The sequence below is a fragment of the Enterobacter chuandaensis genome, assembly GCF_039718975.1.
Lineage (GTDB): Bacteria > Pseudomonadota > Gammaproteobacteria > Enterobacterales > Enterobacteriaceae > Enterobacter > Enterobacter chuandaensis.
In genome coordinates this window covers 4,201,187-4,216,124 of the sequence record NZ_CP097173.1, presented here as the reverse complement: position 1 = coordinate 4,216,124, position 14,938 = coordinate 4,201,187, and the positions used below count along the sequence as shown (strand labels likewise).

Below are 14,938 nucleotides of genomic sequence, written 5' to 3'. Positions count from 1 at the left end.
GTTACTGAATGGCTAAGCAATCAATGAAAGCACGCGAAGTAAAGCGCGTAGCTTTAGCTGATAAATTCTTCGCTAAACGCGCTGAACTGAAAGCGATCATTTCTGATGTGAACGCTTCCGACGAAGATCGTTGGAATGCGGTTCTCAAGCTGCAGTCTCTGCCGCGTGATTCCAGCCCGTCTCGTCAGCGTAACCGCTGTCGTCAAACAGGTCGTCCACATGGTTATGTGGGCAAGTTTGGGTTGAGCCGTATCAAACTGCGTGAAGCCGCCATGCGCGGTGAAGTGCCAGGCTTGAAAAAGGCTAGCTGGTAATTACCAATTGAATCACGGGAGTAAAGACAGATGAGCATGCAAGATCCGATCGCGGATATGCTGACCCGTATCCGTAACGGTCAGGCCGCGAACAAAGTTGCGGTCACCATGCCTTCCGCCAAGCTGAAAGTGGCAATTGCCAACGTGCTGAAGGAAGAAGGTTTTATCGAAGATTTTAAAGTTGAAGGCGACACCAAGCCGGAACTGGAACTTACTCTCAAGTATTTCCAGGGTAAAGCTGTTGTAGAAAGCATTCAGCGTGTCAGCCGCCCAGGTCTGCGCATCTATAAGAAAAAAGATGAGCTGCCAAAAGTTATGGCTGGCCTTGGTATCGCAGTTGTTTCTACCTCAAAAGGTGTTATGACTGATCGTGCAGCGCGCCAGGCTGGTCTTGGTGGCGAAATTATCTGCTACGTAGCCTAATCGGAGGAAAGAATGTCTCGTGTTGCTAAAGCACCGGTCGTTATTCCTGCCGGCGTTGATGTAAAAATCGACGGTCAGGTTATTACGATCAAAGGTAAAAACGGCGAGCTGACTCGTACCCTCAACAAAGCTGTTGAAGTTAAACATGCAGATAACGCTCTGACCTTCGGTCCACGTGATGGTTTCGTGGATGGATGGGCTCAGGCTGGTACCGCGCGTGCCCTGCTGAACTCAATGGTTGTTGGTGTTACCGAAGGCTTCACTAAAAAGCTTCAGCTGGTTGGTGTAGGTTATCGTGCAGCTATCAAAGGGAATGCAGTAGGCCTGTCTCTGGGCTTCTCACACCCTGTTGAGCATCCGCTGCCGGCCGGTATCACTGCAGAATGCCCGACTCAGACTGAAATCGTGCTGAAAGGCGCTGATAAACAGCTGATCGGTCAGGTTGCAGCAGATCTGCGCGCCTACCGTCGTCCTGAGCCTTATAAAGGCAAGGGTGTTCGTTACGCCGACGAAGTCGTGCGTACCAAAGAGGCTAAGAAGAAGTAAGGTAACACTATGGATAAGAAATCTGCTCGTATCCGTCGTGCGACCCGCGCACGCCGCAAGCTCAAAGAGCTGGGTGCAACTCGCCTGGTGGTACATCGTACCCCGCGTCATATTTACGCACAGGTAATTGCACCGAACGGTTCTGAAGTTCTGGTAGCTGCTTCTACTGTAGAAAAAGCTATCTCAGAACAATTGAAGTACACCGGTAACAAAGACGCCGCTGCAGCTGTAGGTAAAGCTGTTGCAGAACGCGCTCTGGAAAAAGGCATCAGCAATGTTTCCTTTGACCGTTCCGGGTTCCAATATCATGGTCGTGTCCAGGCACTGGCAGATGCTGCCCGTGAAGCTGGCCTTCAGTTCTAAGGTAGAGGTGTAAGATGGCTCACATCGAAAAACAGGCTGGCGAACTGCAGGAAAAGCTGATCGCGGTAAACCGCGTATCTAAAACCGTTAAAGGTGGTCGTATTTTCTCCTTCACAGCTCTGACTGTAGTAGGCGATGGTAACGGTCGCGTTGGTTTTGGTTACGGTAAAGCGCGTGAAGTTCCAGCAGCGATCCAGAAAGCGATGGAAAAAGCCCGTCGCAATATGATTAACGTCGCGCTGAACAACGGCACCCTGCAGCACCCAGTTAAAGGTGTTCACACGGGTTCTCGTGTATTCATGCAGCCAGCTTCAGAAGGTACCGGTATCATCGCCGGTGGTGCAATGCGCGCCGTTCTGGAAGTTGCTGGGGTTCATAACGTACTGGCTAAAGCATATGGTTCCACCAACCCGATCAACGTGGTTCGTGCAACTATTGATGGCCTGGAAAATATGAATTCTCCAGAAATGGTCGCTGCCAAGCGTGGTAAATCCGTTGAAGAAATTCTGGGGTAATTGACCATGGCAAAGACTATTAAAATCACTCAAACCCGCAGTGCAATCGGTCGTCTGCCGAAACACAAGGCAACGCTGCTTGGCCTGGGTCTGCGTCGTATTGGTCATACCGTTGAGCGCGAGGATACTCCTGCTGTTCGTGGTATGGTCAACGCGGTTTACTTCATGGTTAAAGTTGAGGAGTAAGAGATGCGTTTAAATACTCTGTCTCCGGCCGAAGGCTCTAAAAAGGCGGGTAAACGCCTGGGTCGTGGTATCGGTTCTGGCCTCGGCAAAACCGGTGGTCGTGGTCACAAAGGTCAGAACTCTCGTTCTGGCGGTGGCGTACGTCGCGGTTTCGAGGGTGGTCAGATGCCACTGTACCGTCGTCTGCCGAAGTTCGGCTTCACCTCTCGCAAAGCAGCGATCACAGCGGAAATCCGTCTGTCTGACCTGGCGAAAGTTGAAGGCGGCGTTGTAGACCTGAACACGCTGAAAGCGGCTAACATTATCGGTATTCAGATCGAGTTCGCGAAAGTGATCCTGTCTGGTGAAGTTTCTACTCCGGTAACTGTTCGTGGCCTGCGTGTTACTAAAGGTGCTCGTGCTGCTATCGAAGCTGCTGGCGGTAAAATTGAGGAATAAGTAGCAGATGGCTAAGCAACCGGGATTAGATTTTCAAAGTGCCAAAGGTGGATTTGGCGAGCTGAAACGCAGACTGCTGTTTGTTATCGGCGCGCTGATTGTGTTCCGTATTGGCTCTTTTATTCCGATCCCTGGTATCGATGCCGCTGTACTTGCCAAACTGCTTGAGCAACAGCGAGGCACCATCATTGAAATGTTCAACATGTTCTCTGGTGGTGCTCTCAGCCGTGCTTCTATCTTTGCGCTGGGTATTATGCCGTACATTTCGGCCTCTATTATTATCCAGCTGCTGACGGTCGTTCATCCGGCCCTGGCAGAGCTGAAGAAAGAAGGGGAGTCTGGACGTCGTAAGATTAGTCAGTACACCCGTTACGGTACTCTGGTGCTGGCAATATTCCAGTCGATCGGTATTGCTACCGGTCTGCCGAATATGCCTGGTATGCAGGGCCTGGTATTAAACCCAGGCTTTGCATTCTATTTCACTGCTGTTGTTAGTCTGGTCACAGGGACGATGTTCCTGATGTGGCTCGGCGAACAGATTACTGAGCGTGGTATCGGTAACGGTATCTCAATCATTATCTTCGCCGGTATCGTTGCGGGTCTCCCGCCGGCCATCGCCCATACTATCGAGCAAGCGCGTCAAGGCGACCTGCACTTCCTCCTGTTGCTGTTGGTTGCAGTATTAGTATTTGCAGTGACGTTCTTTGTTGTCTTCGTTGAACGTGGTCAACGCCGCATTGTGGTGAACTACGCTAAGCGTCAGCAAGGTCGTCGTGTCTATGCTGCACAGAGCACACATTTACCGCTGAAAGTGAATATGGCGGGGGTTATCCCGGCTATCTTCGCTTCCAGTATTATTCTGTTCCCGGCAACCATCGCGTCATGGTTCGGGGGCGGTACTGGTTGGAACTGGCTGACAACAATTTCGCTGTATTTGCAGCCTGGGCAACCACTTTATGTGTTACTCTATGCGTCTGCGATCATCTTCTTCTGTTTCTTCTACACGGCGTTGGTCTTCAACCCGCGTGAAACAGCAGATAACCTGAAGAAGTCCGGTGCATTTGTACCAGGAATTCGTCCGGGAGAGCAAACGGCGAAGTATATCGATAAAGTAATGACCCGCCTGACTTTGGTTGGTGCGCTTTATATTACTTTTATCTGCCTGATCCCGGAGTTCATGCGTGATGCAATGAAAGTACCGTTCTACTTCGGTGGAACCTCACTGCTTATCGTTGTTGTCGTGATTATGGACTTTATGGCTCAAGTGCAAACTCTGATGATGTCCAGTCAGTATGAGTCTGCATTGAAGAAGGCGAACCTGAAAGGCTACGGCCGCTAATTGGTCGCCTGAGAAGTTACGGAGAGTAAAAATGAAAGTTCGTGCTTCCGTCAAGAAATTATGCCGTAACTGCAAAATCGTTAAGCGTGATGGTGTCATCCGTGTGATTTGCAGTGCCGAGCCGAAGCATAAACAGCGCCAAGGCTGATTATTTCGCATATTTTTCTTGCAAAGTTGGGTTGAGCTGGCTAGATTAGCCAGCCAATCTTTTGTATGTCTGTACGTTTCCATTTGAGTATCCTGAAAACGGGCTTTTCAGCATGGTGCGTACATATTAAATAGTAGGAGTGCATAGTGGCCCGTATAGCAGGCATTAACATTCCTGATCAGAAACATGCTGTGATCGCATTAACTTCGATCTACGGCATCGGCAAGACCCGTTCTAAAGCCATCCTGGCTGCAGCGGGTATCGCTGAAGATGTTAAGATCAGTGAGCTGTCTGAAGGACAAATCGACACGCTGCGTGACGAAGTTGCCAAATTTGTCGTTGAAGGTGATCTGCGCCGTGAAATCAGCATGAGCATCAAGCGCCTGATGGATCTTGGTTGCTATCGCGGTTTGCGTCATCGTCGTGGTCTGCCAGTGCGCGGTCAGCGTACTAAGACCAACGCACGTACCCGTAAGGGTCCGCGCAAACCGATCAAGAAATAATCGGGGTGATTGAATAATGGCAAAGGCACCAGTTCGTGCACGTAAACGTGTAAGAAAACAAGTCTCTGACGGCGTGGCTCATATCCATGCTTCTTTCAACAACACCATCGTTACTATTACTGATCGTCAGGGTAACGCATTGGGTTGGGCAACAGCCGGTGGTTCCGGTTTCCGTGGTTCTCGCAAATCCACTCCGTTCGCAGCTCAGGTTGCAGCAGAGCGTTGCGCTGAAGCCGTAAAAGAATACGGCATCAAGAATCTGGAAGTTATGGTTAAAGGTCCGGGTCCGGGTCGTGAATCTACTGTTCGCGCTCTGAACGCCGCTGGTTTCCGCATCACGAATATTACTGATGTGACTCCGATCCCTCATAACGGTTGTCGTCCGCCGAAAAAACGTCGCGTATAACGCTCGTTTTTTAGGTTAGTTGGAGATAGAAAATGGCAAGATATTTGGGTCCTAAGCTCAAGCTGAGCCGTCGTGAGGGCACCGACTTATTCCTTAAGTCTGGCGTTCGCGCGATCGATACCAAGTGTAAAATTGAACAAGCTCCTGGCCAGCACGGTGCGCGTAAACCGCGTCTGTCTGACTATGGTGTGCAGTTGCGTGAAAAGCAAAAAGTTCGCCGTATGTACGGTGTGCTGGAGCGTCAGTTCCGTAACTACTATAAAGAAGCAGCACGTCTGAAAGGCAACACAGGTGAAAACCTGCTGGCTCTGCTGGAAGGTCGTCTGGACAACGTTGTATACCGTATGGGCTTCGGCGCTACTCGTGCTGAATCACGTCAGCTGGTTAGCCACAAAGCAATCATGGTAAACGGTCGTGTTGTTAACATCGCTTCTTATCAGGTTAAAGCGAATGACGTTGTTAGCATTCGTGAGAAAGCGAAAAAGCAATCTCGCGTGAAGGCCGCTCTGGAGCTGGCTGAGCAGCGTGAAAAGCCAACCTGGCTGGAAGTTGATGCTGGCAAGATGGAAGGTACGTTCAAGCGTCAGCCTGAGCGTTCTGATCTGTCTGCGGACATTAACGAACACCTGATCGTCGAGCTTTACTCCAAGTAAAGCTTAGTACCAAAGAGAGGACACAATGCAGGGTTCTGTGACAGAGTTTCTAAAACCGCGCCTGGTAGATATCGAGCAAGTGAGTTCGACGCACGCCAAGGTGACCCTTGAGCCTTTAGAGCGTGGCTTTGGCCATACTCTGGGTAACGCACTGCGCCGTATTCTGCTCTCATCGATGCCGGGTTGCGCGGTGACCGAGGTTGAGATTGATGGTGTACTTCATGAGTACAGCACCAAAGAAGGCGTTCAGGAAGATATCCTTGAAATCCTGCTCAACCTGAAAGGGCTGGCGGTGAGAGTTCAGGGTAAAGATGAAGTTATTCTTACTCTGAATAAATCTGGCATTGGCCCTGTGACTGCAGCCGACATCACCCACGACGGTGATGTTGAAATCGTCAAGCCGCAGCACGTGATCTGCCACCTGACCGATGAGAACGCAGCTATTAGCATGCGTATCAAAGTTCAGCGCGGTCGTGGTTATGTGCCGGCTTCTGCCCGAATTCATTCGGAAGAAGATGAGCGCCCAATCGGCCGTCTGCTGGTCGACGCATGCTATAGCCCTGTAGAGCGTATTGCCTACAATGTTGAAGCAGCGCGTGTAGAACAGCGTACCGACCTGGACAAGCTGGTCATCGAAATGGAAACCAACGGCACAATCGATCCTGAAGAGGCGATTCGTCGTGCGGCGACCATCCTGGCAGAACAACTGGAAGCTTTCGTTGACTTACGTGATGTACGTCAGCCGGAAGTGAAAGAAGAGAAACCAGAATTCGATCCGATCCTGCTGCGCCCTGTTGACGATCTCGAATTGACTGTCCGCTCTGCTAACTGCCTCAAGGCAGAAGCTATCCACTATATCGGTGATCTGGTACAGCGTACCGAGGTTGAGTTGCTGAAAACGCCGAACCTGGGTAAAAAATCTCTTACCGAGATTAAAGACGTGCTGGCTTCACGTGGTCTGTCTCTGGGCATGCGCCTGGAAAACTGGCCACCGGCAAGCATTGCTGACGAGTAACCGGATCACAGGTTAAGGTTTTACTGAGAAGGATAAGGTCATGCGCCATCGTAAGAGTGGTCGTCAACTGAACCGCAACAGCAGCCATCGCCAGGCTATGTTCCGCAACATGGCAGGTTCACTGGTTCGTCATGAAATCATCAAGACGACCCTGCCAAAAGCGAAAGAGCTGCGTCGCGTAGTTGAGCCGCTGATTACTCTTGCCAAGACTGACAGCGTTGCTAATCGTCGTCTGGCATTCGCCCGTACTCGTGATAACGAGATCGTGGCAAAACTGTTTAACGAACTGGGCCCGCGTTTCGCGAGCCGTGCCGGTGGTTACACTCGCATTCTGAAGTGTGGTTTCCGTGCAGGCGACAACGCGCCGATGGCTTACATCGAGCTGGTTGATCGTTCAGAGAAAGCAGAAGCTGCTGCAGAGTAATCTGCAGTAACGTAAAAAAACCCGCTCCGGCGGGTTTTTTTATATCCGCCATATCCCCACTTATCTACAATGCCTGTATCAATTTTGTTCATCCCCTGGAGCTCATCATGTGGTTGCTCGACCAGTGGGCAGAACGCCATATTCGCGATGCCCAAAATAAAGGTGAATTCGACAATCTACCCGGAAGTGGAGAGCCCCTGGTACTTGAAGATGATTTGCACATCGCGCCTGAACTTAGGGCTGGTTACCGTTTACTGAAAAATGCTGGCTGCCTCCCACCTGAGCTTGAGCAGCGCAGAGAGGCTGTCGAGCTGGCCGATCTTCTCAAAGGAATTCGTCAGGACGACCCCCGACATACAGAATTTAGCCGCAGGCTTGCGCTAATCGAGCTCAAGCTACAGCAGGCCGGGATGGACACTGAATTCCTGCATGGTGAATACAGTGAAAGATTGATGCAGAAAATAGATGAGGAGTAACGATGTACCGTATCGGTGAACTTGCAAAGCTCGCGAACGTAACGCCGGATACCATCCGATATTACGAAAAGCAGCAGATGATCGATCATGAAGTACGCACGGAGGGGGGCTTTCGGCTTTATACCGATAATGATCTACAGCGTCTGAGATTCATACGCTATGCGCGACAACTTGGCTTCACGCTGGATTCGATCCGCGAGTTGTTATCGATCCGCATCGATCCTGCTCATCACACCTGCCAGGAATCAAAAAGCATTGTCCAGGCCCGGCTGGATGAAGTTGAAGCGCGCATTCAGGAACTGCAAACCATGCAGCGCTCTTTGCAAAGGCTTAATGATGCCTGCTGCGGAACAGCCCATAGCAGTATTTATTGTTCCATTCTGGAAGCCCTTGAACAGGGAGCCAGTGGAGAAACTCAGGGTTGTTGATTTTTAGTCCACCCGGGTCTAGACTTCCGTCGTCATAAACCATGCTCAGGAGACATTATGAGCCGCTATCAGCACACGAAGGGACAAATTAAAGACAATGCCATTGAGGCTTTACTTCATGACCCGCTTTTTCGACAGCGCGTTGAAAAGAATAAAAAAGGGAAGGGAAGTTATCTGCGTAAAGACAAGCACGGAAAACGGGGTAACTGGGAGGCCAGTGGCAAGCAAGCGAATCGCTTATTTACCACTGGCCTTCCTGTTTTTAACTGCTGATTAAACGCGGTTATTCTGCTCTTTTAACAGATCGCGAATTTCACTCAGTAACACTTCTTCTTTTGTTGGTGCAGGCGCTGCTGCTGGCTCTTCTTTTTTACGGTTGAGCCTGTTGATTAGCTTGATAGCCATAAAAATGGCAAACGCCACGATCACGAAATCAAATACGTTCTGGATAAATACGCCGTAATGCATCACGACTGCCGGGATATCCCCCTGGGCTTCACGCAGCGTGAAGGCGAATTGTTTGAAATCAATGCCCCCGATTAGTAGCCCTAAAGGTGGCATGATAATGTCTGCCACTAATGATGAAACAATCTTGCCGAATGCCGCACCAATAATGACACCCACTGCCAAATCCACCACGTTCCCGCGCATCGCAAATTCGCGAAATTCTTTAATAAAACTCATTATGTTCTCCTTGTGCCAGCTGACGAGTATAAGTTTAACAAATGATTAGCCAATTGCCATTCGGGATAATTAAACGTTATGAAAAATAAAAGGCACAGGAATTAAAAGGATAAAGTTCGGGTGCTCTTGCTTGAGCACCCAAAGCATTAAAGGAAGAATGGACTTGGCTGGAATAAACGTTCGACGTCGGTAATAAATTTTTTATCGGTAAGGAACATAATTACGTGGTCGCCTTGCTCAATACGCAAATTATCATTGGCGATCATAACGTCATTCCCGCGCACTACGGCGCCGATAATTGTGCCCGGCGGCAGCTTAATTTCGTCGATGGCGCGGCCCACTACGCGGGAGGTGGTTTCATCTCCATGAGCTACCGCTTCAATGGCTTCTGCCACCCCGCGACGCAGAGATGAAACGCCGACAATATCTGCTTTACGTACATGGCTAAGCAGGGCAGAAATCGTCGCCTGCTGCGGCGAAATGGCAATATCAATAACGCTGCCCTGAACCAGATCGACATATGCCTTGCGCTGGATAAGCACCATGACCTTCTTTGCCCCCATACGCTTGGCGAGCATGGCGGACATTATATTCGCCTCGTCGTCATTGGTGACGGCAATAAAGAGATCAACTTGATCAATATGTTCTTCAGCCAGCAGTTCCTGATCCGAGGCATCGCCGTAAAATACGATCGTATTTTGCAACTTTTCCGCCAGCTCAGCAGCACGCTGCTGATCGCGCTCGATCAACTTCACGCTGTAGTCTTTTTCCAGCCTGCGTGCGAGACCCGCTCCAATATTGCCACCGCCGACCAGCATAATACGTTTATAAGGCTTTTCGAGACGCTGCAACTCACTCATCACCGCACGGATATGCTGAGAGGCCGCAATAAAGAAGACTTCATCCCCTGCTTCGACAATCGTGGAGCCTTGCGGGCGAATAGGTCTGTCGTGACGGAAAATGGCGGCGACGCGCGTATCGATATGCGGCATGTGCTCGCGCATGGTGGAAAGCGCATTGCCGATTAACGGACCGCCGTAATAAGCCTTCACGACAGCCAGACTGACTTTACCTTCGGCAAAGTTGACTACCTGCAGGGCGCCCGGATATTCGATCAGACGATAGATATTGTCGATAACCAGCTGTTCTGGCGCGATGAGATGGTCAATAGGAACCGCTTCTGAATTAAAGAGCTTCTCGGCATCACGGACATAGTCCGGGGAACGGATACGCGCGATTCGATTAGGTGTGTTGAAAAGCGAGTAGGCCACCTGGCAAGCTACCATATTGGTTTCGTCAGAACTGGTGACCGCAACAAGCATATCGGCATCGTCGGCGCCTGCCTCGCGAAGAACCCGCGGGTGCGAACCATGACCCTGCACCACGCGTAGGTCAAACTTGTCCTGTAAAACACGCAGACGATCGCCGTTGGTATCAACAATCGTAATGTCGTTGTTTTCTCCAACCAGGTTTTCTGCCAGCGTTCCGCCCACTTGCCCTGCGCCCAGAATGATAATCTTCATATCTCGTGACCTGTTATCAACATCACTCTTTGATTAGCTTAGCGTAAAAGAAGCCATCACCCTCTTCCGCACCGGGCAGGTTCTGCTGACCCGGGCATTCAGGCGTTCCCGTATCGTGCAACGCTGCGTCTGGGGTGCGTTTAAGGAAGGCCGCGATTTGCTGACTGTTTTCTTCTGGCAATACGGAGCAGGTTGCATAGACCAGCGTTCCGCCGGGTTTGAGATGTGGCCAGATGGCATCCAGAATATCGGATTGCAGCTGCGAAAGTTCTTTAATGTCACGATCGCGGCGAAGCCACTTGATGTCCGGATGACGGCGAATAACGCCGGTTGCTGAACAAGGGGCATCCAGCAAAATACGATCGAATTGCGTTTCACCACACCATTCTGCGGGCTTGCGTCCGTCGCCCTGCTTAACCTGTGCCTTCATACCCAGACGCTTGAGGTTATCGTAGACGCGTGAGAGGCGCTGTTCATCGACATCCACTGCCATGACGTTGGCCTGCGGAGCCACTTCCAGGATGTGCGTTGTTTTTCCGCCTGGAGCAGCACAAAGGTCGAGGATCTGTTCCCCGTTTTTAGGTTCAAGCCAGGCCATGCAGCCCTGAGCCGAGGCATCCTGCACGGTCACCCAGCCTTCATCAAAACCGGGTAAAGCATGTACCGGTGCAGGGGAAGCTAAACGCACCGCATCAGGGTAGGCTTCATGGGTGAATCCACTCATTCCCGTTTCTTCCAGTAATGCCAGCCATGCGTCACGGGTTAGGTGATTACGATTGATGCGCAACCACATTGGCGGGCGCTGGTTATTGGCTTCGGCAATGTCCTGCCACTGCTGCGGATACGCTTTTTTCAGGCGCTTCAACAGCCAGTCCGGGTGCAGAAAACGTGTTTCACTTTGTGCAAATTCAGCCAGAAGCTCGTCCTGTTGACGCTGGAACTGTCGCAGTACGCCGTTGATTAATCCCTTCAACTGAGGGCGTTTAATCGCAACGGCACCTTCCACCGTTTCAGCCAGTGCAGCGTGAGGAGGAATGCGGGTATGAAGAAGCTGATAAAACCCCACCATAATCAAATAATGTACGGTGCGCTGTTTGCCTGTCATTGGGCGTGACATCAGCTTATTAATGAGCCACTCAAGCTGAGAAAGCGTGCGCAGGACGCCAAAGCAGAGTTCCTGAAGCAGAGCTTTGTCTTTATCAGAGACTTTTTGTTGCAGCGGAGGCAGGACATTACTCAGTGATTGCCCCTGCTCGATAACCTGCTCAACGGCCTGGGCCGCCATACTGCGTAGATTTTGTTTTTTCATAACCGTAAAAATAAAAATGCCCGGAAACACCGGGCCTTAAGCATATATTAGGTCAGGCAAGACGATTGCCCGGCATAAACCATTCGCGACGGGAATTTAAGAGATCCTGAGCGCTCATGGCTTTCTTCCCGGCCGGTTGCAGCGACTCAAGATTCAGGATCCCTTCTGCAGTCGCCACCTGGATCCCGTTCTTGCTGGCTTCGATAATCGTACCGGGTTCAGCTGCAGTATCACCGCTAATGACGGAGGCCTTCCAGACTTTCACCGGCTGCTCATCAATCTCCATCCAGCTCATTGGCCACGGATTAAAAGCGCGAATGCAGCGTTCAAGTTGAGCCGCAGACAAAGACCAGTCGATACGCGCTTCTTCTTTGCTCAGTTTTTCGGCATAAGTCACCAGCGCGTCATCCTGAACTTCCGGTTTCGCCGTATTATCAGCCAGCTGCTGCAGCGTTTCGATAAGCCCTTGCGGACCGAGGTCTGCCAGTTTGTCATACAGTGTGGCGCTGGTATCGTCAGACGTAATGGGGCAGGCCAGTTTATACAGCATATCGCCGGTGTCTAAACCTACGTCCATCTTCATGATGGTAACGCCCGTTTCGGCATCACCTGCCCACAGGGAGCGCTGGATAGGCGCCGCACCGCGCCAACGCGGGAGCAGGGAACCATGCACGTTGATACAACCCAGACGAGGCATATCAAGCACCGCTTTTGGCAGAATTAAACCGTAAGCCACTACCACCATTACGTCGGCGTTGAGGTCAGCTACTAACTGCTGGTTTTCCTGAGGGCGTAAGGATGCAGGCTGGAAAACAGGTAGTCCATGCTCTTCTGCCAGCACCTTAACTGGGCTCGGCATCAGTTTTTTACCCCGACCGGCCGGACGGTCCGGCTGGGTAAAGACGCCAACAACCTGGTGACCAGAAGATAACAGCGCGTCAAGATGACGCGCTGCAAAATCAGGGGTACCCGCGAAGATAATACGTAGTGTTTTAGACACGATGATCCTTGTATCCGGGGGGATGCTATGCGCGAGAGCGCAAACGATCCAGTTTCTCTACTTTCTGACGAATACGCTGCTGTTTTAGCGGAGAGAGATAATCGATAAACAGTTTACCGACCAGGTGATCCATCTCATGCTGAATACAAATTGCCAGCAGGTCGTCTGCTTCCAGCTCGAACGGATTTCCGTCACGATCCAGGGCGCGGATTTTCACTTTTTCGGCACGCGGCACTAACGCGCGCTGTTCAGGAATAGACAGACAGCCTTCCTCAATACCCGTTTCGCCGCTCTTTTCAAGCAGCTCAGGGTTGATCAGTACCAGCCGCTCATCGCGATTCTCAGAGACGTCGATCACGATAATACGCTTGTGAATGTCTACCTGCGTCGCCGCCAGGCCAATGCCTTCTTCGGCGTACATAGTATCGAACATATCATCAACGATACGCTGGATTTCTGCATTCACTTCTTTAACTGGTTCAGCGACGATGCGAAGGCGCTCGTCCGGAATATGTAACACTTGCAAAACTGCCATAAATTTCCAGAGTCGTGTTCAGGAGTTGATAAGAATATTACTTCTATTCTAGACAAATCCCCGGTCGATTGACAGCATCAGTGACCAATCGCAATGATTGCGTAGGCCGCTTGTGGCAGGAGGAAAGGATGACGTCTATCGAGATATGGCTACGCCTAATACACACAGGTTCACTATGTGGTGATGGAATGCTGGAAGCGGCGGCACAACTGTGCAAACGGGCAAATATAGATGTTCCCGCTGTCAGAGGGGCCGGGCTGACAGCAAAACAGGCTGAGCGGTTCTTTACCCCAGATGAAAGTGAACTGGAGCGTAGTCTGATATGGCTTGAGCAGCCGGGGAATCATCTGCTGACGGCAAACCATCCGCTTTATCCTCCTTTACTTCGAGCAATTCCTGATTATCCCGGCGCACTATTCGTAAAAGGTAACCCTGAAATCCTTAATGCTGTCCAACTGGCGGTCGTGGGTAGCCGTGCGCCGTCATGGTACGGAGAACGGTGGGGGAAAATTCTATGTGAACAACTTTCGCAATGTGGTTTCACGATCACCAGCGGGCTGGCCTGCGGTGTAGACGGCATTGCTCACAACGCCGCGCTGTCTGTAAAAGGGCGTAGCGTGGCCGTACTGGGGAACGGCCTGTTTAGCATTTATCCCCGTCGGCACCAGGCTTTGGCTATGCGATTAATCGAATCTGACGGGGCGATAGTATCTGAGTTCCCTCTTTCCGCGCAGCCTCGACCGGTAAACTTCCCGCGTCGTAATCGGATTATCAGCGGGCTTAGCCAGGGAGTATTGGTCGTTGAAGCGGCAGTGCGAAGCGGCTCGTTGGTCACAGCACGATGCGCGCTCGATCAGGGGAGGGAAGTTTTCGCCTTACCCGGCCCGATTGGTAACCCGGGGTGCGAAGGACCACACTGGCTGATAAAGCAGGGTGCGACGCCGGTAACAGAAGTGCGGGACATTCTTGAAAATTTGCAATATGGCTTGCAATGTCTGCAGGAAGATCCCGAAAAGCGACATTATTCATCAGATCAGGGAAAGGTGGCATTGCCATTTCCCAAGCTCCTGGCTAACGTAGGAGATGAGGTAACACCTGTTGACGTTGTCGCTGAACGTGCCGGCCAACCTGTGCCAGTAACGGTAGCACAGCTACTCGAACTGGAGTTAGCAGGGTGGATCGCAGCTGTACCCGGCGGCTATGTCCGATTAAGGAGGGCATGCCATGTTCGACGTACTGATGTATTTGTTTGAGACTTACATCCATAACGAAGCAGAAATGCGAGTGGATCAGGACAAATTGACACAGGATCTTACCGATGCGGGGTTTGAGCGGGAAGATATCTACAATGCGTTGATGTGGCTGGAAAAACTGGCTGATTATCAGGAAGGCCTCGCCGAACCGATGCAGCTTGCTTCTGACCCATTGTCAGTACGCATTTATACCGCTGAAGAGTGTGAAAGGCTGGACGCCAGCTGCCGGGGGTTCATCTTATTCCTTGAGCAGATTCAGGTGCTGAACCTCGAAACGAGAGAAATGGTGATAGAGCGTGTCATGGCGCTGGATACGGCAGAATTTGAACTGGAAGATCTCAAATGGGTGATTCTGATGGTTCTGTTTAATATCCCTGGCTGTGAAAATGCCTATCAGCAAATGGAAGAATTACTCTTTGAAGTGAATGAAGGTATGCTGCATTAATTCTATGTGCAG

Annotated in this window: 24 protein-coding genes; 19 read left to right on the top strand and 5 right to left on the bottom strand. The window is 51.0% G+C overall.

The window, feature by feature from the left end:
- Positions 1-8: 8 nt before the first annotated feature.
- The 17 genes from rpsN (at position 9) to MX657_RS20240 (ending at position 8,450) form a co-directional block, all read left to right on the top strand.
- On the top strand, positions 9-314 hold the full coding sequence (gene rpsN, locus MX657_RS20320; protein WP_003863291.1) for a 30S ribosomal protein S14: 306 nt from the start codon (positions 9-11) through the stop codon (positions 312-314).
- A gap of 30 nt (positions 315-344) precedes the next feature.
- Positions 345-737 (top strand): 30S ribosomal protein S8, encoded by a 393-nt coding sequence (gene rpsH / locus MX657_RS20315; RefSeq protein WP_006178918.1) that lies wholly within the window; start codon positions 345-347, stop codon positions 735-737.
- A gap of 12 nt (positions 738-749) precedes the next feature.
- Complete coding sequence (rplF, locus tag MX657_RS20310) at positions 750-1,283, top strand: 50S ribosomal protein L6 (RefSeq protein ID WP_003863296.1); 534 nt, start codon at positions 750-752, stop codon at positions 1,281-1,283.
- Between the two features lie 9 nt (positions 1,284-1,292).
- Positions 1,293-1,646 carry a 50S ribosomal protein L18 gene (gene rplR / locus MX657_RS20305; RefSeq protein WP_003863297.1) on the top strand — a complete coding sequence of 118 codons (354 nt, stop codon included), beginning with the start codon at positions 1,293-1,295 and terminating at the stop codon, positions 1,644-1,646.
- Positions 1,647-1,660: 14 nt separating this feature from the next.
- A complete protein-coding gene (gene rpsE / locus MX657_RS20300) occupies positions 1,661-2,161 on the top strand; it encodes a 30S ribosomal protein S5 (protein ID WP_003863299.1) in 501 nt (166 codons plus the stop codon).
- Positions 2,162-2,167: 6 nt separating this feature from the next.
- Entirely contained in the window at positions 2,168-2,347 is a 180-nt protein-coding gene (gene rpmD / locus MX657_RS20295; RefSeq protein WP_003863301.1) for a 50S ribosomal protein L30, read from the top strand.
- Positions 2,348-2,350: 3 nt separating this feature from the next.
- Positions 2,351-2,785, top strand: coding sequence for a 50S ribosomal protein L15 (gene rplO / locus MX657_RS20290; RefSeq protein WP_014885468.1), 435 nt, complete (start codon positions 2,351-2,353; stop codon positions 2,783-2,785).
- A 7-nt stretch (positions 2,786-2,792) separates the two neighbouring features.
- Positions 2,793-4,124, top strand: a complete 1,332-nt coding sequence (gene secY, locus MX657_RS20285; RefSeq protein WP_003863305.1) for a preprotein translocase subunit SecY — start codon at positions 2,793-2,795, stop codon at positions 4,122-4,124.
- Positions 4,125-4,155: 31 nt separating this feature from the next.
- A complete protein-coding gene (gene rpmJ / locus MX657_RS20280; RefSeq protein WP_000868187.1) occupies positions 4,156-4,272 on the top strand; it encodes a 50S ribosomal protein L36 in 117 nt (38 codons plus the stop codon).
- A gap of 146 nt (positions 4,273-4,418) precedes the next feature.
- The gene (gene rpsM, locus MX657_RS20275; protein WP_013099021.1) at positions 4,419-4,775 is read left to right on the top strand and encodes a 30S ribosomal protein S13; all 357 of its coding nucleotides are present in this window, start codon (positions 4,419-4,421) and stop codon (positions 4,773-4,775) included.
- Positions 4,776-4,791: 16 nt separating this feature from the next.
- A complete protein-coding gene (rpsK, locus tag MX657_RS20270; RefSeq protein WP_003863312.1) occupies positions 4,792-5,181 on the top strand; it encodes a 30S ribosomal protein S11 in 390 nt (129 codons plus the stop codon).
- A gap of 32 nt (positions 5,182-5,213) precedes the next feature.
- A complete protein-coding gene (gene rpsD / locus MX657_RS20265; protein WP_004868345.1) occupies positions 5,214-5,834 on the top strand; it encodes a 30S ribosomal protein S4 in 621 nt (206 codons plus the stop codon).
- A gap of 25 nt (positions 5,835-5,859) precedes the next feature.
- Positions 5,860-6,849 carry a DNA-directed RNA polymerase subunit alpha gene (locus MX657_RS20260; RefSeq protein ID WP_002919219.1) on the top strand — a complete coding sequence of 330 codons (990 nt, stop codon included), beginning with the start codon at positions 5,860-5,862 and terminating at the stop codon, positions 6,847-6,849.
- Positions 6,850-6,889: 40 nt separating this feature from the next.
- Positions 6,890-7,273 (top strand): 50S ribosomal protein L17, encoded by a 384-nt coding sequence (rplQ, locus tag MX657_RS20255; RefSeq protein WP_001216368.1) that lies wholly within the window; start codon positions 6,890-6,892, stop codon positions 7,271-7,273.
- A gap of 107 nt (positions 7,274-7,380) precedes the next feature.
- Complete coding sequence (locus MX657_RS20250; RefSeq protein ID WP_346806575.1) at positions 7,381-7,749, top strand: DUF1992 domain-containing protein; 369 nt, start codon at positions 7,381-7,383, stop codon at positions 7,747-7,749.
- 2 nt (positions 7,750-7,751) lie between these two features.
- On the top strand, positions 7,752-8,177 hold the full coding sequence (gene zntR, locus MX657_RS20245) for a Zn(2+)-responsive transcriptional regulator (RefSeq protein WP_014833516.1): 426 nt from the start codon (positions 7,752-7,754) through the stop codon (positions 8,175-8,177).
- A 57-nt stretch (positions 8,178-8,234) separates the two neighbouring features.
- Positions 8,235-8,450 carry an alternative ribosome-rescue factor A gene (locus MX657_RS20240; protein ID WP_080330416.1) on the top strand — a complete coding sequence of 72 codons (216 nt, stop codon included), beginning with the start codon at positions 8,235-8,237 and terminating at the stop codon, positions 8,448-8,450.
- On the opposite strand, the gene mscL is transcribed toward MX657_RS20240, so the two are convergent.
- From mscL to def, 5 genes are all read right to left on the bottom strand, one after another.
- Positions 8,451-8,861: a large-conductance mechanosensitive channel protein MscL gene (mscL, locus tag MX657_RS20235; RefSeq protein WP_028014631.1), complete on the bottom strand. Its 411-nt coding sequence runs from the start codon at positions 8,859-8,861 to the stop codon at positions 8,451-8,453.
- Between the two features lie 146 nt (positions 8,862-9,007).
- Positions 9,008-10,384: a Trk system potassium transporter TrkA gene (gene trkA / locus MX657_RS20230; RefSeq protein ID WP_080330417.1), complete on the bottom strand. Its 1,377-nt coding sequence runs from the start codon at positions 10,382-10,384 to the stop codon at positions 9,008-9,010.
- 22 nt (positions 10,385-10,406) lie between these two features.
- On the bottom strand, positions 10,407-11,693 hold the full coding sequence (gene rsmB / locus MX657_RS20225; RefSeq protein ID WP_346806572.1) for a 16S rRNA (cytosine(967)-C(5))-methyltransferase RsmB: 1,287 nt from the start codon (positions 11,691-11,693) through the stop codon (positions 10,407-10,409).
- 52 nt (positions 11,694-11,745) lie between these two features.
- On the bottom strand, positions 11,746-12,693 hold the full coding sequence (gene fmt, locus MX657_RS20220; RefSeq protein ID WP_080330418.1) for a methionyl-tRNA formyltransferase: 948 nt from the start codon (positions 12,691-12,693) through the stop codon (positions 11,746-11,748).
- A 25-nt stretch (positions 12,694-12,718) separates the two neighbouring features.
- Entirely contained in the window at positions 12,719-13,228 is a 510-nt protein-coding gene (gene def, locus MX657_RS20215) for a peptide deformylase (RefSeq protein ID WP_006812188.1), read from the bottom strand.
- A gap of 128 nt (positions 13,229-13,356) precedes the next feature.
- Here def and dprA point away from each other — a divergent pair, with 128 nt between their 5' ends.
- A complete protein-coding gene (dprA, locus tag MX657_RS20210) occupies positions 13,357-14,481 on the top strand; it encodes a DNA-protecting protein DprA (RefSeq protein ID WP_346806569.1) in 1,125 nt (374 codons plus the stop codon).
- Positions 14,453-14,926 (top strand): DUF494 family protein Smg, encoded by a 474-nt coding sequence (gene smg, locus MX657_RS20205; RefSeq protein WP_008503477.1) that lies wholly within the window; start codon positions 14,453-14,455, stop codon positions 14,924-14,926. The genes dprA and smg overlap by 29 nt, the downstream gene beginning before the upstream one ends.
- The last annotated feature ends 12 nt before the right edge of the window (positions 14,927-14,938 follow it).